The sequence below is a fragment of the Oscillatoria sp. FACHB-1406 genome (genome assembly GCF_014698145.1).
GTDB lineage: Bacteria > Cyanobacteriota > Cyanobacteriia > Cyanobacteriales > Spirulinaceae > FACHB-1406.
The window spans coordinates 108,413-131,055 of sequence record NZ_JACJSM010000014.1; the positions used below are offsets into that span (position 1 = coordinate 108,413).

General features: G+C 49.2%; 21 protein-coding genes and 1 riboswitch. Of the genes, 10 read left to right on the forward strand and 11 right to left on the reverse strand.

Annotation, left to right across the window (positions count from 1 at the left end; all coding sequences use genetic code 11):
• Positions 1 to 15: 15 nt before the first annotated feature.
• The 9 genes from H6G50_RS14885 to H6G50_RS14925 form a co-directional block, all read right to left on the reverse strand.
• Positions 16 to 267, reverse strand: a complete 252-nt coding sequence (locus tag H6G50_RS14885; protein ID WP_190717590.1) for a winged helix-turn-helix domain-containing protein — start codon at positions 265 to 267, stop codon at positions 16 to 18.
• A gap of 25 nt (positions 268 to 292) precedes the next feature.
• Entirely contained in the window at positions 293 to 487 is a 195-nt protein-coding gene (locus H6G50_RS14890) for a hypothetical protein (protein ID WP_190717592.1), read from the reverse strand.
• The gene (locus H6G50_RS14895; protein ID WP_190717594.1) at positions 468 to 947 is read right to left on the reverse strand and encodes a PIN domain-containing protein; all 480 of its coding nucleotides are present in this window, start codon (positions 945 to 947) and stop codon (positions 468 to 470) included. Before H6G50_RS14895 ends, H6G50_RS14890 begins: the two co-directional genes overlap by 20 nt.
• 6 nt (positions 948 to 953) lie before the next feature.
• On the reverse strand, positions 954 to 2,171 hold the full coding sequence (locus H6G50_RS14900) for a phosphoadenosine phosphosulfate reductase family protein (RefSeq protein WP_190717597.1): 1,218 nt from the start codon (positions 2,169 to 2,171) through the stop codon (positions 954 to 956).
• 216 nt (positions 2,172 to 2,387) lie between these two features.
• The gene (gene crtO, locus H6G50_RS14905; RefSeq protein WP_190717599.1) at positions 2,388 to 4,079 is read right to left on the reverse strand and encodes a beta-carotene ketolase CrtO; all 1,692 of its coding nucleotides are present in this window, start codon (positions 4,077 to 4,079) and stop codon (positions 2,388 to 2,390) included.
• 446 nt (positions 4,080 to 4,525) lie between these two features.
• Positions 4,526 to 5,281, reverse strand: a complete 756-nt coding sequence (locus H6G50_RS14910; protein ID WP_190717601.1) for a glycerophosphodiester phosphodiesterase family protein — start codon at positions 5,279 to 5,281, stop codon at positions 4,526 to 4,528.
• Positions 5,282 to 5,315: 34 nt separating this feature from the next.
• Positions 5,316 to 6,050: a class I SAM-dependent methyltransferase gene (locus tag H6G50_RS14915; RefSeq protein WP_190717603.1), complete on the reverse strand. Its 735-nt coding sequence runs from the start codon at positions 6,048 to 6,050 to the stop codon at positions 5,316 to 5,318.
• A 219-nt stretch (positions 6,051 to 6,269) separates the two neighbouring features.
• Positions 6,270 to 6,893 carry a Holliday junction branch migration protein RuvA gene (ruvA, locus tag H6G50_RS14920; RefSeq protein WP_190717605.1) on the reverse strand — a complete coding sequence of 208 codons (624 nt, stop codon included), beginning with the start codon at positions 6,891 to 6,893 and terminating at the stop codon, positions 6,270 to 6,272.
• The gene (locus H6G50_RS14925) at positions 6,890 to 7,651 is read right to left on the reverse strand and encodes a sucrose-phosphate phosphatase (protein WP_190717607.1); all 762 of its coding nucleotides are present in this window, start codon (positions 7,649 to 7,651) and stop codon (positions 6,890 to 6,892) included. Before H6G50_RS14925 ends, ruvA begins: the two co-directional genes overlap by 4 nt.
• Positions 7,652 to 7,791: 140 nt before the next feature.
• On the opposite strand from H6G50_RS14925, the gene H6G50_RS14930 reads away from it, so the two are divergent.
• From H6G50_RS14930 to H6G50_RS14940, 3 genes are all read left to right on the forward strand, one after another.
• Positions 7,792 to 8,733, forward strand: a complete 942-nt coding sequence (locus H6G50_RS14930; protein WP_190717609.1) for an FkbM family methyltransferase — start codon at positions 7,792 to 7,794, stop codon at positions 8,731 to 8,733.
• Positions 8,724 to 9,896: a glycosyltransferase gene (locus H6G50_RS14935; protein ID WP_190717611.1), complete on the forward strand. Its 1,173-nt coding sequence runs from the start codon at positions 8,724 to 8,726 to the stop codon at positions 9,894 to 9,896. Before H6G50_RS14930 ends, H6G50_RS14935 begins: the two co-directional genes overlap by 10 nt.
• Positions 9,897 to 10,144: 248 nt before the next feature.
• Positions 10,145 to 10,214, forward strand: a riboswitch (Glutamine riboswitch).
• Between the two features lie 36 nt (positions 10,215 to 10,250).
• On the forward strand, positions 10,251 to 10,574 hold the full coding sequence (locus H6G50_RS14940; RefSeq protein WP_190717613.1) for a DUF4278 domain-containing protein: 324 nt from the start codon (positions 10,251 to 10,253) through the stop codon (positions 10,572 to 10,574).
• Positions 10,575 to 10,650: 76 nt separating this feature from the next.
• On the opposite strand, the gene H6G50_RS14945 is transcribed toward H6G50_RS14940, so the two are convergent.
• A complete protein-coding gene (locus H6G50_RS14945) occupies positions 10,651 to 12,120 on the reverse strand; it encodes a DASH family cryptochrome (RefSeq protein WP_190717615.1) in 1,470 nt (489 codons plus the stop codon).
• Between the two features lie 293 nt (positions 12,121 to 12,413).
• On the opposite strand from H6G50_RS14945, the gene H6G50_RS14950 reads away from it, so the two are divergent.
• The 4 genes from H6G50_RS14950 to H6G50_RS14965 all read left to right on the forward strand — a co-directional run bounded on the left by H6G50_RS14950 (position 12,414) and on the right by H6G50_RS14965 (position 16,448).
• Positions 12,414 to 13,298: a glycosyltransferase family 2 protein gene (locus tag H6G50_RS14950; protein WP_190717617.1), complete on the forward strand. Its 885-nt coding sequence runs from the start codon at positions 12,414 to 12,416 to the stop codon at positions 13,296 to 13,298.
• Positions 13,299 to 13,319: 21 nt separating this feature from the next.
• Positions 13,320 to 14,042, forward strand: coding sequence for an FkbM family methyltransferase (locus tag H6G50_RS14955; protein WP_190717619.1), 723 nt, complete (start codon positions 13,320 to 13,322; stop codon positions 14,040 to 14,042).
• 4 nt (positions 14,043 to 14,046) lie between these two features.
• Positions 14,047 to 15,258 (forward strand): glycosyltransferase family 1 protein, encoded by a 1,212-nt coding sequence (locus H6G50_RS14960; protein WP_190717621.1) that lies wholly within the window; start codon positions 14,047 to 14,049, stop codon positions 15,256 to 15,258.
• Positions 15,259 to 15,332: 74 nt separating this feature from the next.
• The gene (locus H6G50_RS14965; protein WP_190717623.1) at positions 15,333 to 16,448 is read left to right on the forward strand and encodes a glycosyltransferase family 4 protein; all 1,116 of its coding nucleotides are present in this window, start codon (positions 15,333 to 15,335) and stop codon (positions 16,446 to 16,448) included.
• A 73-nt stretch (positions 16,449 to 16,521) separates the two neighbouring features.
• On the opposite strand, the gene H6G50_RS14970 is transcribed toward H6G50_RS14965, so the two are convergent.
• Positions 16,522 to 18,111: a glycoside hydrolase family 57 protein gene (locus H6G50_RS14970; RefSeq protein WP_190717625.1), complete on the reverse strand. Its 1,590-nt coding sequence runs from the start codon at positions 18,109 to 18,111 to the stop codon at positions 16,522 to 16,524.
• 332 nt (positions 18,112 to 18,443) lie between these two features.
• Here H6G50_RS14970 and H6G50_RS14975 point away from each other — a divergent pair, with 332 nt between their 5' ends.
• The 3 genes from H6G50_RS14975 to H6G50_RS14985 are packed head-to-tail and all read left to right on the forward strand — an operon-like array spanning position 18,444 to position 22,526.
• Positions 18,444 to 19,604 (forward strand): histidine kinase, encoded by a 1,161-nt coding sequence (locus H6G50_RS14975; RefSeq protein WP_347239941.1) that lies wholly within the window; start codon positions 18,444 to 18,446, stop codon positions 19,602 to 19,604.
• Positions 19,605 to 19,661: 57 nt separating this feature from the next.
• Entirely contained in the window at positions 19,662 to 21,074 is a 1,413-nt protein-coding gene (locus tag H6G50_RS14980) for a DnaJ domain-containing protein (protein WP_190717629.1), read from the forward strand.
• Positions 21,075 to 21,107: 33 nt separating this feature from the next.
• Entirely contained in the window at positions 21,108 to 22,526 is a 1,419-nt protein-coding gene (locus H6G50_RS14985; RefSeq protein ID WP_190717631.1) for a cobyrinate a,c-diamide synthase, read from the forward strand.
• Positions 22,527 to 22,643: the final 117 nt, after the last annotated feature.

The window sequence follows — 22,643 nt, forward strand, 5'->3', positions numbered from 1 at the left end:
TTATGACACTCCAGGTTACTTGGTTGTCTCTAATTGGTATTTACCGTCTGAAAGCTTTGTGAAGTCTTTCTGGGAAACTGAGTTTTTCCGATTTACACCCGCACATCGCCGCTCGATCGCTCCACGTACCATTGCTCTTGGATCTTTCGTATTAAAGGTGTACAACCCTTTGTCTAAGATTGCCTGGGTAATTTCTGCTGCTGTCATAGGTTGCTTCGCTTCCTTTAGCACCTCGATCGCTGCCTCAGCAATAGTTCGCTTTTCCATAAATTGCCTCACACCTTGTAATAGATTACGCCCGATCGCGGCGTTCTTTCATCTGCGCCATTATATCTGCAACAGTCAGCCCATCTTGCCACTGGTGCCGCTCTTTTGTATAGTCGCCACTCCCCGTATCAAACTGATGGAGAAAGCGCACCATGCCGACGTAGCCCAGTTCCTTACGCAGTGCCGCCAAACCTTGTCGTCTAAGTTCCATTGGGGTCATTGTCAGAATCTCCTGTTTGAAGTGTTGCAATCAGCCATGTAGCGGGGTTATCCACAGCTACAGTCAGGGAGTTACGGTATCGAGCCGCCCTTCTCAATAATCGATCGTCTGTTGATAAAAAAACATCAGCTCGAGCAATTTCAGAACAGGCAAGATGGATGGCATCGAATCCTTGAAAGCCCAGGTTCTGTAATTCCTCGCCTCGATTGGCAGCTATTTCATCAACCAGAACGCGCGATCGCGCCATCAGCAAGGCTCCCTCAATCCTTTGCCGTCGCTCTGGGTCAGCAATTTGAGCCACCTCGGTTTCAACCATCTCACTGCTAATCAGTTCCCATACACCCCTCTCGCAGTGCTCCAAAATCGCCAGGATGGCTTCAGTCTCCACTCGAATCCGCGACTGTGTTTGGTCGTCGAATGGGCGGTTGAAACAGCAAACATCCAAATAAATACGAGGCATGGAGACTCATCCAACGGGATTAAATTCAGAATCATCAAACAAGAGATTCTGAATGCTCCCATCGGGAAGAATTTCAGGAAGCCACTCATCGCCTCGATGTTCCGTCCCATCCCAGCGTTCGGGGAAGGTGTTTGCGGCAATCAGTTCTTCAATCCGCGCCAATTCTTCATCATTAATCAAGCTGAGTTCTGGCTTGCCGAGCGATCGCGCCGCATCATTCACTTCTGCCTGAATGCCCAAAACTTGCTCCAGCATCCAACGTCGCGCATCCAAGTGCAGCGGGCCTAGCCGATTTCTACCAATATACTTAGTTGCTGACTTGCGTTCTTCCCCATGCTTTCGCAGCCGATACTGCGGTTTGCGGATTTGCCAATACAGCGGTCTGAGTTTGTGAAGCGGGGCAAGATATGCCCACTCGGGTTGAGCGCTTAGGCGATCGAGCGCAGCATCCTTCTGAACGAGAGGACAGCCGATACACCCTGTTCTAGCATTAAGCGGTTCCTCCCCATCGCTGACATCCTGCCCGTAAACCCTAGCAATCTCAAAAGTAGGGAACCCAAGCTCTAAATCGGCGTGAAGCAGCCAGTCCCACACATGACAGACCCGCCAATGAACGATCGGTGCTAGCGTATCTGCTACAGCATCCGAAGACGAATGCTGGAACCAACCCTGACCGCACTCTCCGCCATCTTTCGTACAGCTAACCGCAATCCGCCGATCTCTGGCGGCACTCTCCCCAACTCGCACGCCTGTAATCATCAGGAACTTTTCGCCCCGTTCCTGCCGCAGGGCTTCCAATTCCCGTTCCATGCTCATGACTTTGAGCTTAGGCGTACACCAACGGAAGGTATTGGACGGTGGCGGCACTCCCCGACCCAAGATGTAGACAAAATAGCGGTGGTCTAATTCTGGCAGCACGACGCGAGTTTCAAACCCACGCTTGCGAAACTCCTCCAAAATCCCCATTGCTGATGAGTGTAGCGGCGGTAGTTCTTGGCGAGTGTCGGCATAAAGGACGGTTAGGCTCTCAGGCTTGGGAATTTGCCCCGTTTCGATCAGGTGGGCAATAAGGGTAACGGTGGCGGAAGAGTCCTTACCCCCAGAAAAGGCGATCGCCCAATGTTTGTAGAAGGAACCGTAATGACGCAGCGATTCCGCTGATAGCTCAATGCTGTTCGACAGGGTTAGGCGATCTTCCTCAAACAGACTTAGTGTTCTTGCCACAGATATCCACTGCTAATAGCGTTGCTTGCTTAGTTTAACAGCTAATTTTCCCGGCGCTATCTCTTTTAGATTTGAACTTTCAACAAGTCTTCTTTAAAGAGTTGCATATCGTTCGTTTTCTGACTGTTGAATGCCAGAATTGTCGGTAAGCAAACGCTCGCCCGCCTCCAGAGAGCCGAGCGAGCGATTTTTATCGCATTAGTGCAACAGCGGGATTTAATCGCGTTTAAACACGGACTCGATCGCCGATTGCACCGAATCGCGCGCATCTTTGAGCGTCTGAGCGATGGGACGATCCTCGTGTAAAAAGACGCGGGCGCAGTTACGTCCCGGCATTCCCGAAATTGATCCGCCGGGATGGGTTCCGGCTCCCGTTAAGTACAGCCCATCAATTGGCGTTTTATAATTGGCTAACTCCGGCAGCGGGCGGAAGAAAATCATCTGCTCTAGGGTCATATCGATATGGTAATAATTACCCTTGTAAGACCCCAACCGCTCGCCTAACTCGGCAGGACTTTCAACCGCTCGCGCAATAATCGATTGTTTGAGGTTGGGCGCGTAATCGTTCAACTTGTCAATGACGCGATCGGCAACTTGATTTTTCAACTCATCCGTCCACCCAGTGCCTTTCAGCCCATCCTGACGATTTTCGATTTGGTACGGGGCAAAAAACTCAATCCAGAGCGTGTGTTGTCCTGGGGGTGCCATCGAAGGATCGCGCACCGTCGGCACAACCGCGTAAATAGAAGGATCTTCGTCGGGAATGCGCCCGATGCTGGGATCGCTGTGGGCAATTTCCACGTGCTTTACCGAATCGGCAATTAAAATCGAGCCGATTAAATACTCATCTTTATGCTCGTGGTGAATAAATTTAGGGGCTTCGGAAAGGGCGCAATCGATTTTTAGAATTGTTTCGTTGTTATTGACAATGCGGCGATCGAGCCGTTCTCGCAGGTTTTCGTCCGCCTTGTCAACTTCTACCCCATCCATCAGTTGCAGAAAGACCCGTTTGGCATCAATGTTGGAAATGACGGCTTTGGTGGCTCGATACTCTTCTCCTCCAGCGACGCGTACTCCAACTGCGCGCTTATCATCGACGAGAACTTTCTCAACCGAGCGATCGGTGAAAATTTTGCCGCCCAGACTGGTTACGAGATTGACTAAAGCAGCCGTTAAAGCGCCCGTACCGCCTTTCGGACGCGCCATACCGGGATCGTGTCGCATCCCCAGCATAATCGCCCCGAGAGCCAAATTCTTTTGGCTGGGCGGCGCGCCCATTTCCGCAGCTAATCGCGCTAAGGGAGCTTTAATGAATTCTGAATCGAAGTATTCGTGTAAAATATCTTCGCTGCTAGAGAGTAGAGTGCGGAAAAAATCCAGCGTTCGCCCCGGAACCGCGATGACGGATAATAAATCTTTCAGTTTGGATAGGTCGTAATTGCCTAAAATGTCTGTTACCGATTTGGGCGGCGCGTTAAACATTGGCGTAATTCCTTTTAGGAGTCGCTGCCAAAAATCGATAAATTCGGCGTATTTTTTGGCATCTCGCTGATTGAAGCGGGCAATTTCGGCGCAGGTTTCTTCAACGGATTTACGGGCTAGAAAATACTTGCCATCGGGATGGGGACAAAAGACTACTGGGTCGCAATAGAGATATTCCAGTCCATATTTTTCCAGTTCTAATTCTTGGACAACCGGCCCTAAGTGGATAAATTCGTGGTCGATCGCGCAGCGGTTAAAATGAAAACCGGGGGCATCTTGGGGCATGAGTTCTTCGGTTGTGGCTCCACCGCCCGGAATCGGACGTTTTTCGAGCAAGGCTACGGTATAGCCTTCTTTTAAGAGGTAAGCCGCGCAAGTTAGTCCATTATGACCTGCGCCAATGATGACAATATCGTAAGACTGCATTGTTGGGTGATTGTGTGGAAACGAACTCGATCGATGTCGCTCGCTCGGTGGCAACTTACGTTAATGCTGGCTCGACAGCTATTAATTTAAATGGCTAGCAACCGAGCGACAAAGTAAACATTCAAGTTCTTAGATTAACGGTTAGTAAAGTGAAACCAGTTCTCGAGTAAGCTGCATGGAATGAAGTTAAGCGCAGACGGGAATTACAATCCCCAATTTTATGGAGCGTTACCTTGAATTGGTTGGACTATTGCATCTAAAGTTAACCGCCTAAAACTTGCCTGTTATCTACCATACTCTAGAAAAGAACGAGGGGGAATTTTAGATCGTTAATTAAACCTTAAAAATCAACAGACGAGAGCAATTGAGCTTATCCGAGATTCCGAAGGATTTACAGATTTTTTAAAGCTTTTCAAAATTGCTTGAATTTTATTGAAAAAAGCCGTTTAAATGTTGGATTTTGAATTCAGCAATGTATTGGTCACGATTTGTTTGACTCCCAGGCGCACGAGCGCTTCTAAATCTTCCGCGCGATCGACGGTCCAAGCGCCAACATCAATGCAGCAGTTGCGACTGATTTTAATGAGGTGGGGATTTTCGAGGAGGAGGTGATATTCGCACAGGAGCATGGTATCTTTTTCGCTTTTGAGTTGGCGAACTTTTTCTTGGTAGTCGGCGGGCGTAAGGGGATAGTAAGCGCGGGGGAGGGTTGGAGCGATCGCGGCGACGCGATCGACGAATTCATCGCTGAACGAGGCGATGCGAAAGCGGCTTTCCCAGTTGCGATCCCGCAGGGATCCGCGTAGCGGCGCGCGGATCGTTTCAATTAAACGCTCGATATCCTCCGACGACCAATCATCGCCATCTTTGATTTCCGCGCAAACGCTAGCGGGCGTATCTTGAAGAAAATCGAGGGTTTCGGCAAGCGTGGGAATGCGTTCGCCGATGAAGCGATCGCTAAACCACAGTCCCGCATCTAATTGTTTGAGTTGTTCGAGTGTCAGATCTCTGACATTGCCTGTCCCGTCCGTGGTGCGATTGACTGTCGCATCGTGGATGAGGATGGGAACATTATCGGCACAGAGGCGAACGTCAAATTCAATTGCATTCGCGCCGCCTTCCATCGCCGCAGCAAAGGCCGCAAGGGTATTTTCGGGCGCGATCGCCGAATACCCACGGTGAGCCACAATTTCAAAGTCCATTGCTTTTGCTTTCTTGGGAGCGAGTCTATAGGGTTTAATCCCAATCTCCACCTTGTCGCGTTTCTATGGTTTGGGTCAGCCAAACGCGATTAAAATCCAGTTGGCGAAACAGGATTTGCAAGTGGGGAATCGGATCGGGCGTACCTTCATCGAATGCACGTCTTTCAATTTCTGTCAAGCCGAGTTGCTGAAATTGAGCGATTTCGTTTTCTGAGAGCGGCCAGGGCGGCCCTTCGGGTGCGGCTTCGGTATCGCGAAAGCGGGTGACGAGAAAGAGCGTTCCGCCCGCATCAACAGCCGAGGCAATTTCGGCAAGCGCCTGGGAGCGAACCGCGATCGGCAACGCTTGCAGGTTGCGAATTTCAACCACCAGATCGAAGGCTTGATTCCAGGCGGGATCGGGCTTAAAGAGATCGGCGACGATGTAGTGAACCTTGGAGTGGGGAAAACGCTGCTTGCACCACGCGATCGCGCTGGGCGAAATATCGAAGGCAGTCACCGCAAAACCAAGCTTGGAAAGCGCTTCGGCATCATCACCCAGCCCGCAACCAATGACGAGGGCGGATTTTCCCGCACCGCTGAGATTTGTTGCCTCCAGCCATTCTTGCAAGGTGGGATGGGGCGTGAGGCGCGCCCACGGGACTTGCTGGGGATCGCCTTCTGCTTCGGCGTACATCACTTCAAACCAACCGGAGGGATCGGAACGCGCGATCGCTTCGGCGGCTAAGCGTTGAACTTTCTGTCGGGGGAGTTCGGATGGTTCTGACATTGAAAAATTACTTTTCTATTCTCGCTACTCTACCTTCTTTTCGAGCGAATCGTTCGGGGTAAGCAGCGATCGGCGGCTTCTCTAATTCCTCGAAGCGATTATAGCTTTAATTCTCTCCTCTGGGACTACTCCCCATCACCCAGTTTTCTCGGTATTTATCCCAGTTGGCTGGTTGTGTCAGAACGCGCGATCGCAGAATCGCGATCGCGCTTCACTCTGCTACTGACTCAACCATTCGATCGCGCGCCGAATCCATTCTTCGGCTGCCGGATTTTTGAGCAATAATTCATCTTTCCCCAGCGCCGACAGTGCTTGTTCGATTTCTTGATTCTCGTAGCCCAGCGCCATTAACGTCATTTCGACATCTTCTAAAATTGCTAGGGAGGGGGCCGCCGCAGCATCGGCGCGAACGCCAGAAACTTGCCGCCATTGCGACATTTTTGTTTTTAATTCTAGGGCGATGCGTTCTGCGGTTTTCTGCCCGACTCCGGGCGTTTTAGAAAGGGTTTTAACATTGCCGGTGACAATCGCTTGGACTAACGTTTCAATGCCTAATGTATCGATTAATGCGATCGCCATTTGCGCGCCAATCCCGCTGACGCTAATCAGTTGGCGAAATAAGTCCCGTTCGGCGGCACTGGTAAATCCGTATAATGTCGGCTGTTCTTCGCGGACTTGCAAGTGGGTAAAAACTTGCAGTTCGGTGTTGGGGGCGAGTTGTCTGGCGAAGCGAGAGGGGATTTGTATGTCGTAGCCTATCCCGTTGACTTCGAGAATTAAGGTGATGCGATTGTTGAGTCCTTTAATAACTTCAATCGCCTGCCCTTTGAGGTAGCTAATCATGGCAGAAAGCCGAAATGCTGCAAGCCTTCTAGGATACCACCCGCGCAACGCGATCGCGCCAAGTAATGGTTGTCATTAGCATTCTCGCGATACCACTGCTGCAATTCTGGCATGGCATTGCCGACGAGAACGCCCCGCACGCCTTCGGTACTAAACAGGGAGATATCGTTGCCAGAATCGCCGCAAACGACGGTGTTATAGCGGTAAAATCCCCATTTTTGCCGCAGGTATTGCACGGCGTAGCCTTTATTTCCTTTCGCGGGCAGAATATCGAGATCGCGCCCGCCGCTGTAAATAATCTGGACTTCTAATTCTTGGGCGGCGAAGCGAGACTTTAAGGCGGGAAGGACTGTTTCTGCGTCTTCTAGGGTGAGGAAATAGCTGGATTTGAACGCGCCTTGTTCGGAGTCGGGCTGGGGATTCAATTGTTCGTAGTTGGACGCGATCGCGGTGATTTTAGCGCCTTCCCATCCCTGGGAAAGATGTTGGGACCATTCGGGATCGGCGGTTTCGGTGTCGGGATCGGGGTAAATCGTCGTCCCGACGTAGGCAATTAAGGCATCGGGATGCAGTAATGCTTGTTCTTGCGCCAGTTCCCGGTACAATGGCAGCGATCGCCCCGTTGCATACACGATTTTGCTGCCGTAGTTGTAGCGATGCCATTTCAAGCGTTCGTTTAAGGTTTCTAAGGCGGCGCGATCGCCGACTAAGGTATTATCTAAATCGGTTACGAATAGGAAAGGAGCAGTTTCAGTCATCAGTTATTCAGTTATCAGTTATCGGTTCTTCAAGCTGGGGAGAAAGACAGCGCTCTTTCCGCTCGGATATCCTCTCCTGTGACCGCAAAAGGTCGATTTTTTGCATCTGTGCTGTTTTGCCGCCCTCATTATACCGCCCCATGACGCTCTCAAACCTCAAGCAATCCCTCCTCAATCGCATCGTCGAGTGGGTGCGAGCGAATCTGTTTCTCGAACGTCTGTTGTGCGATTTCTGCGCCAATTCTTTTTTAAGGGATCGGCTCAAGTTTGGCGCGATCGCTTATCATTATCTTTCTAGTTTCGAGCATCCTGAATGGCGCGTTACTCGCCTCGATGGTTGCCAGTTTTGGGTCAATATTGCTGAATATCAAGGACTCTGGCTCTACTTTTTTCGCGAGCATCAAGAACCGCGATCGGCACGCTTAGCTGCTGAGTTGATTCGAGCGGGCGATACTTGTATCGATGTTGGGGCAAATATGGGCAGCTATACTTTTTTGATGGCGAGTCGTGTCGGCGATCGCGGTCGCGTTTTTGCCTTTGAACCGCAACCTAATTTATATCAAAAATTACTCGATTCTCAGCAACTCAATTCCCTCGAAAAAATATTGTCAATAGATTCAAGGATATTATACAGTAAAACAGGAGAGAAATGCAAGCTTTTTTTGTCGGAAGATGCTCGTAATTCCGGCATGGCTTCCACGCTTTGTCACGGCGATTTTTTGAAAGAATATTCGTTTATCGAACGGGAAACCGTCACCTTATCCGATTACTTCCAGGCGCAAAAGCTGAAGAGTTGCGACTTGTTAAAAGTAGATGTAGAATGTGCGGAAATGGAAGTGTTTCAAGGTGCGATCGACCTCTTCCAACAGCATCGCATTCGTTACCTCATCGTCGAACAAGCCGCAGGCAGCGACTCCCAAAAACTTTTACAAACTTGGGGTTATACTGGATGGTATATCGACGAATATAAAACGAAATTAGTCGCGCTCGACGAAACCCCAAAAGAGCGCTTCGGTAACTACTTATTTGTCAGTCCTCGCGAGCTTGTTGAATTCAAACATCGTTACTCCCATTGGCTATAATCTCGATCGAAAATCAACCCTTAAAAATCCTGATGGTGCTGCATATGCCTTGGGATCGCAATTTAGGCGGTTCGCGAGTGCAGTTGGAATTAGCCGAAGAATTCCAAGCAATGGGGCATCACGTCGAAAAGTTCGACATAAACGATGCGTTTCCCCATGCAAAACCTTCCCTTATTGCTAGCTTGACTCGTCCCAGCTTTTCGGTTAAAGCGAAAGCTTTTGTCTGTGCCAATGCCCATCGGTTTGATATCATCGACGCGCATCAAGGAAATCTCCCTTTTAGTAAGAAAGAGTTGGGCTTTCAAGGCTTATTAATCGCGAGATCCGTCGGATTGCACGCCTTCTACGAAGAATATTTTCGACAAGAACGCCAAACCTTTCCTACCCAAAACTGGAAACTCAAACTTTTAGATATTCTCCTCACCGGACAGCGAAATCGAGAACGTCCCCTCTATCCTCGCAGCTTCCAATATTGCGATTTAATTAACTTGCCCAATCGCGATGAATTGGCTTATGTTCGCGATGTTATGGGATGGGGAGAAAAAGCGCGAGTCTTTCCTTTCGGAATTTCGCGATCGCGCCAAGCTGAGTTTGCAAACATTATCCCCCCCGCTCGCCTCAGATTAACCCATCCTACTGTTGCCTTTATTGGCACTTGGAGCGGGCGAAAAGGTGCGCGAGATTGGCGAGAAATTATTCAACGAGTTCGCCAACAAATCCCCAACGTTCGTTTCCATTTCCTGGGGACAAGCTTGCACGAAAAAGCTGTTTTAGCCGACTTACAAGGACAAGAAGATATTGTAAAAATCGTCCCTCAATACAACAGCAGCGAACTGCCCCAACTGCTACGCGATGTCACCGTCGGCGCATTTCCCAGCTATATTGAAGGATTCGGTTTCGCCGTCCTCGAAAAGCTCGCCTGCGGAATTCCGACTGTGGTTTATGATGTACCGGGGCCGCGCGAAATGTTATGTTATTTAGATGAATCCTGGCGAGTTGCGGCGGGCGACATCGAAGGATTTAGCGATCGCATCGTTCGTCTCCTCCAACAAAACGAAATATCCTACGCCCAGCTTTCCCAACAATGCGTTGACGTTACCGCAAAATTCACCTGGGATTGCATTGCGCGCGACACCCTCACCGCCTATTTAGGGCTTGGGTGAAGAATGGACAATGGACGAATGGCACGGAAATATGAGTTCAAAAATCGCCCAAAGCATTGATATTTCGTAGGGTGGGCAGCGCCCACCAGCCTTAAGTCAGCGCCATTCGACAAGGGACAATTGACAACGTTAACCCATCGTTATTTCTCCCTCTCCCGAACAGGCGTTGACGACTCACCTCCGAAAACAATTTTTCCGAGGCGCTTGACATTTAAACTTAAAACTGTAACAATAGATACAGAAAATAAATCGTTCATCTCTTTCAGATTTCACTCAGAAGAGACGGAAGTAGGGAAAACCTCCCCGAAGGAACGCGCCTCATAATCCGATACACCCTTATTAGGAGGCGACATCATGAAACTTTCTTATCGCGGTATCAGCTACGAGCAAGCTGCTCCGGCAACAGAAACGACACCAGCAGAAACAGGCGGCAAATACCGGGGTTGCGATTGGCGATTCCGCAATCTCAAAAAACCCCCCGTCTTACAACCGACGCGCAACTTAGTTTATCGCGGCGTTACCTATAACCGGGGCGAAGCAGCCGAAACAAACCCCACTCCAATCACTCAACAAGCGCGTCGCCTGTTCCTCAACCGCCAACAAGAACAGCGCAACCGCCAACAAGCAATGTTGAATCGCAGTTCTGCTGAAGTCGGCTTACCGCTGGAAACCCTGTAAGCTTTAGCCATCCGGCTTTAATGCGATTTCCCCACTTCCCCTCGGTTGTGGGGAAACTTCTTTTTAGAGTTAGCCCTTAGTTTGCTTTAACTGCCGCCTGATACCGTTGTTCGTTCTCGCGAACCGAACGCTGAAAATCAACCACGGGGCGGGGATAATCCACCCCTAAGCGCACGCCGTAACGCTGTTGCTCGCTCGCATCCATTTTCCACGGTTCTCGCGCGAGATGGGCGGGAAGCGCAGCCAGTTCGGGCAGCCAGTGCTTAATGTAGCGCGCTTGGGGGTCGTAGTCGAGGCTTTGTTTGGGGATATTGAAGTAACGAAAACCGCGCGCATCGTTCCCCACACCCGCCACGTAGTTCCAATTTCCGTAGTTACTGCAAACGTCGTAGTCGATGAGGAGCGATTCAAACCATTCTGCTCCCATGCGCCAATCGATACCGAGGTTTTTTGTTAGGAAACTGGCAACGTTTTGTCTGCCGCGATTGGACATAAACCCCGTAGCGGCAAGTTCGCGCATATTGGCATCAACGAGGGGATAGCCGGTTTTGCCTTCTCTCCAGAGCAGTGCCAGTCGCGCATCGTCTTTCCAGGGTAAAGTAAGCCCTTGCAGTCCCTCTACATGAAAGACTTTCGAGCCGTGCTTGGCGCAGATGAAGCGAAAATAATCGCGCCAAAGCAGTTCAAAGATTAACCAGTAGGTGGAATCGTTCTTAACGCGCTCTTGCTCGTAAGCGCGCACTTGCTGGTAAATGGAGCGGGGCGACAAACTCCCATTCGCCAGCCACGCCGAGAATTTGGAGGAGTAATCGACTCCAAGCATTCCGTTGCGGGTTTCTTTGTAGGTTTGCAGGCAATCGCTGTCCCAGAAATAATGAGTCAGACGCGCCCAACCCGCCGTCTCGCCGCCGAAGAAAGGAAAGACGGCACGACTATCGTGCGGGGACGGTTCGAGTCCAAAGCTCTCTAGCGTGGGGATTTCGCCCGGATTGAGTTCTGGCGGCAGGGATGGCATTCGCTCTGGCGCTGCATAAGGTTCGCGAATTGTCAAGTTTTTTTCAACTTGCTTGCGGAAATTGGTAAATAGTTCGGGTAGTGCGGCGAGGGAGAAGGGTAAGTCATCGGGATGTAGAAGCGATGCTTCCCAAAAAGTCTGCATTTTGACACCGAGGGCGGCGAGTTGTCGTTGGAGGGCGCTTTCGACGGCGACTTCTTCGGCGGTGATTTCGCGATCGCAATAAACGCAGGAAATCTTGTATTCTCGAACAAGGCGGGGAATTTCCTCTTCCGGTTTGCCGTAGCGCACGATGAGATTACTCCCCACTGCTTGCAGGGATTCGCGCAAGTCAGCGACAGATTCGAGCAGAAATCGAGCGCGAAACGCCCCAGTTTTCGGGAATCCCCAATCTGTTTGCCCAAATTGGCGCGGATCGAAGCAATAAACCGGGAAAATCGGGGCTTTGCTGCGGAGGGCGAGGTCTAACGGTTCGCGATCGCGCATTCGCAAGGTATTACGATACCACAAAAGAATGGGAGAAGATGACATTCGGGAAGGGAGTGAAGGGATGATTTCAATTCAACGTCAGAACGAGAGGAGACAAAAAAATTCTTGTTAACGAAGTTCAGTATTTTTTAGCTTAGCACTATCGCCCTAAAAAGACAGGAGGACACCTTTAACGAACCGCTACACGGGGAGTAATAAGAAAAGGTTCTTCTCTCAAATTTGTTATAGAATTATCCAAGTTTTAAGTATAAATAGCCAAAAGGTTAGGACTCCGGATTTCCCGACCAACGCATCAGTCAAACTGAAATTATTACACTCTTGCCAAGTTTTAAACTTTGAATTCTCAACCCATCCAACTGAGTATCGCCCTCGTCACTCGCAACCGCCCGGAAAGCTTGCAACGCTGCTTGCAAAGTTGGCGCAATCAAACTGTTGCACCGTGGGAAATTGTCGTGTCCGATGACTCTAGCGACGAGTACGTTCCCAAAAACCAAGCAATCGCCCAACACCATAATTGTAAATATTTGCGCGGCCCTCAACGCGGTCTTTATGCCAATCGCAATCATGTTAGTTTATCCTGTGGTGGTACTCATATTCTCACGGGCGACGACGACCATATTCACCCCTCAGATTACGTTGAAAAAGTCTTAGAAAAAATTCATAGCGCTCCTCAACGAATTTGGGTATTTACTGAGCGCAACTTCAACGAACCGCCCGACGCTCCCTTACAATGTCCCGGAGAACTTAACCCAAAAGGGGGAGGACGCGCGCCAAAAAATACTGACGATTGTGCTGCAATTGCTGACGGTTCTACCGCCTATCCGCGCGGCGTATTTGACAGTGGTTTGCGTTACGACGATACCTATCCGTTTGGTTATTTATGGTATCTTTGGGGACAAGTTTTAGTGCGGCATGGCTGGCGAATTTCTTATTCCGATGCCACGTTTGTCTGGCATTATTGTATCCGAGAGGAACGAGAGCGCGATCGCGTCTTGTTGCAGCGAGAACTAGAATGTAACTTTTACGTGACCTTAGTTTATAATTTGTGGGTTCAACCCTCTTTAAAAAATACAGCTTGGTCTGTCGCTGCTTTATTTCGGCGCGTCCTGTTGCCCGATACCATTCCGGGCTATTATATCAGTACGCGCATAGGAATCCTGCGCGCTATGCGAGTGTTGAAGCTGGCAATAAAAGCGCGCGATCGCTACCGAATCTGTTAATTATAAAAGAACGATTCGCTCATGTCCAAAAGTTACGCCCAATACGGAGAAGACTTAGAAATTATCCGGTTTTTCGGGAAGTCACATTCGGGGTATTATGTCGATGTCGGTGCGAATAACGGATTGCGAGATAGCAATACGGCTCTTCTTGAAGAATTGGGCTGGAAAGGGTTGTTGATAGAAGCCAATCCCGAGTTAATTGGAGCCGCAGCTAAAGCGCGATCGCAAAGTATTATCGTACATTGTGCTGTCGTCGATCCGGAAAATATCGGCGAGATTGAATTTTATCAAGTCACCGGAAAGAGTGAAAACCTCGATGGTTTATCTTCAACAAAAAAAGATAGCAAATTTTTAGAAAAAGTTTCTACTTACGGCGGTAAAATTAAGGCAGTTCGCGTTGTTGCGACAACATTGGATTTAATTTTTGAACAATACAAAATTCCCGCCAATTTTGAACTATTATCATTAGATGTGGAAGGGGCAGAATTATCAGCCCTTAAAGGACTTTCTCTCGATCGCTACAAACCCAGACTGATTTTGGTCGAGGATAACTCCAACGGTGCAGATTGGCAAATCGCTCGTTATTTAAAGGCTTGGGACTATCAGCGCGTTCATCGTACTGGCGTTAATGATTGGTACGTTCGCTCTAAAGATAAAAAGTTTTTTGGCAAAAAAAGGTTAGCATTGCGCTATCAGTATCTAAAATGGTTTATTAAGTATAAAATCCTCAGAAAAAAATCATAAAGACTTGAAGCAGATCGCGATTGATGGCAGACAACTCAGTTATCCCGGCACGGGTTTAGCCCTCGTTACGGCAGAATTTTTGCTGGCGTTACAAGAACTAGGATACGGTGAATTTATCTCCGTCTTCATTCCGTCCCAAGTTAATCTTACCAATTACGGTTTAGAGAATAGCGATATTCGTTGGATTCCTGTCGAATCTCAGTATCCGTCTTGGCAGCATTGGTTAGCGCGCGCCGCAACAATTCCCGACCAAATCGAGCGCTTAGCTTGGGCAAAAGCAGTGGTTCGCAAACAAAAAGAACTGAATCTAACGGCGAGACTTTTTATCCCTTACCTCTACAATTACGGAAAGTTAAAAGAAAATATCGTTCTGATTCCAGATTTAATTTATCGCCTGGTACGCGAAGAAGTGCTGGATACCAGTCGCCCTTGGTGGTGGAACTTGCGCTATAAACTGCCGTTGCGATCGCGCTTTCGAGACTGGGAGGAAAAGCAAGTTTTACACGCGAATCGCTTAGTGGTTTATTCGGAATTTGTGAGAGATTTTGTTACCGAAACAACAGGGATTTCGCGCGATCGCATAACGCTAATTCCCCTGGCAACGCCCAGTTGGATGGAAACAGAGTACGAGCAAAATCGCGCCCCTGAAATCCTAAAAACTCATGGAATTCCAGCGCGTTTTGTGCTATATGTCGGCGGCTATGGCAGTCGGAAAAATGTACCGATGTTACTGCGAATCTGCGGTAAAATCTGGAAACTCGATCCCACCTTTCGCTGCGTATTCGTCGGCTTAACGCCAGAGTTATTGCAAAGTATTTTCGGCGTTCTCATGCGTCAAGAACTCGAAAATCCCGCCGTTCGCTCTGCTATCATCGCCCTGCCGGGACTTGATAATCGCGATTTAGCGATCCTCTATCGTCTTGCCGAATTTACCGTTTATCCGAGTTTGAGCGAAGGATTTGGCTTGCCAATTCTCGAAGCAGCAGCGGCGGAAAAACTGTGCTTGTGTGGCGATAATTCAAGTATGAAGGAAGTGCAACCTTATGCTCAGTATCGCATCAAAAGTGAAGATGAGGAAAAATGGCGCGATCGCATCCTCCACTTTTGGCAAAATCCTGCTGAAGTAGAAAGTGCAAGTCGAGATTGTGCGAAGCTGGTCGGAAATTATTCTTGGCAGGACAGTGCAAAAAGGTTGTGGGAGATATTACAAAGTTAACCGTCGAGCGCGATTATCAAATGGAGGCTTAAACTTCTCGGTTTGGCGATGCAACTTTAAAAGTATAGTTAAACATGAAAATTCTTTCCATTACAAACTGTCCCTTAGATGAAAGCTTGGGTTCCGGAAAAACGGTGATACGCTGGTCGGAAGGTCTGCGAAAGTTAGGTCACGAAGTTGATGTTTTGGAACCGAAAGATTATCAAATTTTTCCCCAACAGCGGAGAGCCTTAAAGTTTCGTTCGGCGCTGGGCGCTTGGCAGTTTATTAAGAAAAATGTATCGCTCGAACAGTACGATTTAATGGAATGCTATGGCGACGAATTTTGGCTATTGCTGCGGCAATTATCGCAGCAAAAAAAACGTCCTTTTTTAGTCGCTCATACCAATGGTTTGGAGTTGTTGCATCGCGATCGCGAACGCATTTACCATCCCCCAAAAACTTTAAAAGAACGGGCTTACAGCCTCTTCGCCGAGCAAACTCACGCGCGCTTTTCTCGCATTGCTTTCGAGCGCGTCGATGCGTTCGTTTCCATCTGCGAACTCGATCGCGCTTACGTTCTCGATCGCGGATTATACCCCCCCAACCGCACCGCCGTTATAGAACCCGGTTTAGATCCAGAATTCCTCGATATCCCCTTCAACCCCCAACGACAGCACCGCGTCGCTTACCTCGGTTCCTGGACGGAACGAAAAGACCTCGATACCCTCTGCCTCGTCGCCCGCAACCTATTGATCCGCTACCCCGACCTCAAATTTGACCTCTTTGGTACAAATATCGCCCCAGAATTCGTTTATAGCGCATTTCCGGAAACATTACACCCCCGCCTTGTCGTTCGTCCCCGCCTCGAAACAGCAGAGATGGCAAAAGGACTCGCGCAAGCAAAAGTATTCTTCTTACCCTCCCAGTATGAAGGGTTTGGCATGGCAACCGCAGAAGCAATGGCGTGCGGATGCGCCGCCGTGACAACGCCGACGGGATTCGGAGGCGATTTAAAATCGGGGGAAGACGCGATAATTTGTAATTTTAGCGATGCGGTGGCAATGGAAAGCGCGATCGCTCAATTGCTAGAGAATGAAGCGTTTCGGCTGAAAATCGCCAGAGCGGGTTACGAACGAGCGCAAAAATTGCGTTGGGATTCAGCAGTTAGTCAGTTAGAAAGCGTTTATCAAAATTGGGTTCGTCAGTAATCTTAACAAGTCGCCCTCTATAAGAATCCGGCGCATTTTCAGGTTTGGATAACGCGCCGAATTTTATCCTCAATTACAACGGTCGGTAGACGCGATAGTTAATATTAGGGAAGATGTTATCGATAATGCCGACTTTTTCTAACCAACCCGAATCTACTTTACCGCTCTTGACATCTTCGTAGATTTTATTAAAGCGTAAAAGGTGCGATCGCGTCCGCCGTACCGCATAAGGAACCATCGTCCCCGTCCGCATAATAAACGCCCAGTCCGACGATTGCGCCAATAGCACCTCCCGCGCTGCTTGATTGAGCGCCCGTTCCTCCAACTCGTCTGCCGCTTCGCGATAGCTCAATTCAATCATCCGCTCTGCTGCCTTATGTAAATGCGGATAAATCCAAGCATTCGTCTCGTTTAACCAATACTCGTGAAACCCTTTATAGCCCCAACTCGACTGCGAAGGTTTACAGACTTGTTGGGTGGGATTGCCGCGTAAATAATCGGCTAAATGGGTCATTTCATAAGTTCCTTGATCGTACCAAGACTTGCGGAATAAATAATCGATAAACCACGGACCTTCGTACCACCAGTGACCGAACAATTCAGCATCGTAGGGCGAGACAACAATCGGCGGGCGCTGCATGATTCCCGCTAAATGACCGATTTGTTGCTCCCGATTGAACATAAAATTTTCGGCGTGTTCGGCAGCTTTTTCCCTTGCCCAATAAGGATCGTAAAGTGCTTTTTCGCTTAAACCCCCATCCCGCGAGGTAATTTTATGATACTTAATCCCCGTATTTTTACGCTGCCCGTTCGGCATAATGTAGGGCTTGATGTACTCGTACTCTGCTTCCCAGCCCAAATCCTTATAAAATTCGCGATAGACGGGATCGCCGGGATAGCCGACCATTGAAGACCAGACTTGTTGAGACGATTCGTGATCTCGTCCGAACGCCGCTACCCCCGTTTCTGTAAAAATGGGGGCATAAGAGCCAAAGCGCGGACGGGGACGAGCGTAGAGCAAACCGTGTCCGTCCATAAGGAAGTAGCGCAATCCCGCATCAGCTAGCATCCGCTCTACTCCTTCGTAGTAGGCGCACTCTGGCAGCCAAATGCCTTGGGGCGGACGGCCGAAAGTTTCCTCGTAATGTTCGCAAGCAACTTTGATTTGCGCCCACACCGCCTGCGGATACATTTTCATCAACGGTAAATAGCCGTGGGTCGCACCGCAAGTGATGATTTCGAGGTTGTTCGTATCGAGGAATTGTTTAAAAGCAGAAACTAAATCGCGATCGTAGCGTTCCCAAGTTTGACGAATCGCACTAAATTCTTTGGTGTAATGTTCGGCTAAATATTTAATGTGACCGTGATGCTCGTTGTGAGAGATTTCTTTCTCCGCGAGTTCCTGAAGCAAGGAGAGATGAGCATCGTAGCGATCTTGCAGCAGGGGATCTCGCAACATTGACACCAGCGGCGGTGTCATGCTCATCGTAATCTTGAAATCAATGCCATCTCGCTTCAGCCCCTCAAAAACGTGCAACAGCGGGATGTAAGTTTCGGTGATAGCCTCGAACAGCCATTCTTCTTCAAGGACGTAATCGCTTTCGGGGTGACGAACGAAGGGTAGATGAGCGTGAAGGACGAGGGCAAAGTAGCCAAGAGCCATAGGTCTTTATTCTAGGAAGGATTCGGTGGAAGAAAATGCTAGAGGGAGCATCATCGGTTTCAGATTATCTTAAGATTTTACGCTTTAAAGGTTCGGTCTACACACAACGGACTGGCGCGGTCGGGATAAAATTATAAAATAAAGATTAAGATAAAGTGACTGGGACTGAAGCACAGGAAACCCGAAGCCCGTTTCTAAGGCGTTCTCTGGTTTGGAAACCCACATTCGCAATCCCCAGAAGGCGGAGGCGGCTCGCAACCGAGAGAAGACTTGAAGCTATGCCGGGACTCGAGTCATTTTGCAAAGGTCCTACCGAAGGGAGTGTCAAGAGCGTGCTAGTACCCAAGGGCCGTCAGGTCGATCCGGAAAATATCAATCATTCCTCCAGTGCGCTGCAACTATTGCTGTTCGTTGACGAACGCCCTAGCTCGCAGGAACAAATTCAGAGGATTAAAACTTATCTTCAGGAGCTTCAAACAAATTACCCCTTTGAATTTCAAACGATTGAAGTGGGCGCGCAGCCCGATTTGGTCGAGCATTTTCGTTTAATTGCCACGCCATCCTTAGTGAAAATTTACCCCGAACCCCGACAAACCTTAACGGGGAGCGATCTCATCGGGCAATTACAACAATGTTGGTCTCGCTGGCAAGAAGATGCCGAACGCCATCGCGTGAATTTAACCAAACCCGAATCGCCCGTCGATCGCGGTATTAGTTATGCTTTGGATCGAATTCGCCTCGACGATGAAATTTTTAAATTAAAAAAAGAAAACGAAGATTTGCAAGCGCAATTGCAGTTTAAAGACCAGGTGTTGGTTCTGCTCGCTCACGATTTGCGATCGCCGTTAACTGCTGCTTCGATTGCCCTCGAAACGTTGGAAATGTTGCAAAATCGCGACCCTTCCGAGTGGCCGCCCAATCTCGTCGAACATTTGTGCAAGCAGGCGCGCGCGCAGTTACGCACGATGAACCGGATGATTTCGGAAATTTTGCAAGCAGCGCGGGACAAGAGTTCTCAGCTTCGACTCGCCTGCTATCCGGTGCAATTAAAGCCTTTATGCGAAGAAATTTTGGCGGGCTTTGAGCGGCAGATTGAAGGGAAATCGCTCGGATTGCTTTCCGATATCCCGCAGGATTTGCCGATGGTTTATGCGGATGCAGAATTAATTCGCCAAGTATTGGTTAATTTATTGGAAAATGCGGTTAAATATACTCAAGAAGGCGGTCGAATTTCGCTGTCAATTTTGCACCGAACCTCGGGAAAAGTACAAGTAAGCGTGGAAGATACGGGGCCTGGAATTCCTGAAGAAAAACGCGATCGCATTTTTGAAGGTCATTTTCGCCTCAAACGCGATGAAGGTCGCGAGGGATACGGTTTGGGCTTGGCTCTATGTCGGAAAGTAGTACGCGCCCATCACGGTCAAATTTGGGTCGATAGCGTTCTCGGACAGGGTAGTTGTTTTAATTTTACGCTGCCTGTATATCGGGGATAAGAAACATCGCTTCGCTTTTGGGCAACCTAGAAAATAGGTGCAAATTTTATTTGCTACATGAACGCGATCGATGAATGTTACAAGACGTTAGGGCTTCACCCCGGTGTCTCCCTCCAAGAAGTTAAAGTTGCTTACCGTCAACTGGTTAAGCGTTGGCATCCCGACAATTTTCCCCACGATGACTCGCAACGACGAACCGCAGAAGAAACGCTGAAGCGCATCAATCGAGCTTATGACATTCTGACCGAGGATTGGGCGGATGTTACACCGCCAGTCGCTAAAAAGAAAGTTAGTCCCGAACCGTACTACCACCGAGGAGTTGCCCGTGCGAAATCGGGATACTACAAACAGGCAATTGATGAATTGACAAAAGCGATTCTGATCGATTCTGATTATATTGATGCCTATCTTTATCGCGGTTTTCTTTATGAAAAAATAGGGCAAAGAATTCGAGCGGAAAAAGATTTTAATAAGGCAACAAAGTTAAAGCTAGAACGAACAGGAACGGCGGGGGAAACGCCGAGTTCGACAGCACGCGCAGCCAGTCCGCCGCCCGTTTCGACAGAACCTTCGACTTCGCCTTGGCAATGCGCGGGTACGTTTGAGAAGCATTCCCATACAGTCAGCACGATCTCGATGAGTCCAGATGGCAAGTTTTTTGTTACGGGCAGTTACGACCAAACGCTCGTCCTTTGGCAGTTGAGTACCGGACGAGTTCTGAAAACCCTTAAAGGGCATTTCGATCGCATTTATTGCGTTGCGGTCAGTTCGGATAGCAAGTTAATTGCGAGTAGCAGCGGCGATAAGAATGTTAAACTCTGGAAGGTGAGTAGTGGGGCAGAAATTCGGACTTGTGGCGGTTGGTTTGGCGGACATTCGGAACGGGTATTGGCTGTAGCCTTTAGTCCGAGTAAAAAGAAGTTAATCAGCGGTAGCGGCGATTGCACCGTAAAAATTTGGCAGACTCGCACGGGGCGAGAAATTCGCACGGTGAAAGGGTATGCGTCGGCGGTCGTCGCGATTGCAGTCAGTCCTGATGGCAAAGTCTTCGCCAGTGCCAGCTTGGAAAAGTTTCTGCGCATTCGCGAAATGGACGGTCGTCTCCTGCGTTCGCTGCGTGCGGATTCAGAAGTTTGGGCGATCGCTTTTAGTCCCAATAATAAGGCGATCGCCGTGGGACGCGCTGATGGTTGCATTACCCTCTGGAATTGGCACAATGGCGAGGAATTGAAAACGCTAAGCGGACACCGCGATCGCGTTAGTAGCATCGCCTTCAGTCCCGATGGTAAAACCTTAGCTTCGGGAAGTTGGGACGGTCAAATTCGGCTGTGGGATTGGGAAAGCGGTACGGTTGCGGCAGTGTTAAGCGGACATGGCGGGCGCGTCTGTGCGGTTGCATTTAGTCCCGATGGTAAAACTTTAGTCAGTGGTGGCGGCGATCGCACTGTTAAAATCTGGTGGCGGCAATAACAACCGTAATTTTCATAATTCATCGTTCTTATTATGGTTCTTGCGATCGCAGGAGAACGCAGCGGAGTCGGAAAAACCACCGTTACCCTCGCTCTCCTCTCTTACTTAGCTAGCAAAGAAGAAGCCGTACAATCGTTTAAAGTCGGTCCTGATTACATCGACCCCATGTTTCACGCCGAAGTGACGGGTCGTCCCTGTCGTAATTTAGACCCCATTCTCACTTCTGAGGAGTACGTTCGCCACTGTTTTCGATATCATTGCCAAAATGTCGATTTTGCTCTGGTTGAAGGGGTGATGGGTTTATTTGACGGCGTGCGCGCTATTCCGGAACGCCCCGATCTAAGCGCTAGCAATCTCCCTAACGATCTCGCTAGCACTGCCCAGATCGCGCGCTTGCTGGATATTCCCATCCTTCTGGTTATCGATTGCAGTCGCCTATCGGGGTCAGTTGCAGCGATCGCGCAAGGATATCGCAATCTCGATCCGACTCTCAAGATCGCAGGTTTAGTTCTTAATCGAGTCGGGAGCGATCGTCATCAGAAACTGATCCAGGAAGCCCTAGAACCCCTTCAGATACCAATTTTTGGGATTTTACCTCGACAGGCAGATATTAGCTTGCGCGATCGACATTTAGGGCTGATTCCCACGGACGAACTTACCAACTTTCAGACCATCCGCGATCGCTTAGCCACTCTAGGTCGTGACTGCTTCGATTGGGAAAAACTCATCCCCTTATTAAAAGTCCCTTACCAACTTGCCCCCTCCGAACAATTTCCCCACTTGGGAGAGGGCCTGCTGACTCGCGAAAAAATTAGAATTGGGATAGCGCGCGATCGGGCCTTCAACTTTTACTACCCCGACAACCTCGACCTCCTCCAACACCTAGGCGCAGAACTCATTCCCTGGAGTCCCTTACACGATTCCAAACTCCCCCAGCATCTTCAAGGACTTTACCTCGGCGGCGGCTTTCCCGAAATCTTCGCTCCAGAACTTTCAGTAAATAAATCCACAAAAAAAGATATTTGTCAAGCTATTCAGACCGGAATGCCAACCTATGCCGAATGTGGCGGCTTAATGTACCTCAGCCAACAAATTGTTGACCTTGAAGGTCAAACCTGGTCAATGGTTGGTTCGATTCCCACAACTGCCACTATGAGCCGAAGCCTAACGCTGGGCTATCGTCAAGCCACAGCCCTGCTACCCAACCTCATCATCCCACCCGGAGAAACCTTATGGGGTCATGAATTTCATCATTCCCAACTCAGTACCGCACCAAAAAAACCCCTCTATGCTCTGCAAAGTTTAAATGACACCTGCTACCCAGAAGGATGGTATCTCCAGCAACTCCAAGCCTCCTACCTTCATCTCCATTGGGGGGCGCAACCCCAAAATGCCCAGCGCTTCCTACAATCTTGCCTAAATACCAAAAAACAATCCCCACCTCAATTCTGAGATGGGGATAATTTATTAACCTGGCACCGAGCTATTGTCCCAGTCGGCAACCCGACGAGTATCTTCACCGCAACAGCGTTTCACCTCCGAGTTCGGGATGGAATCGGTGTGGTTCCA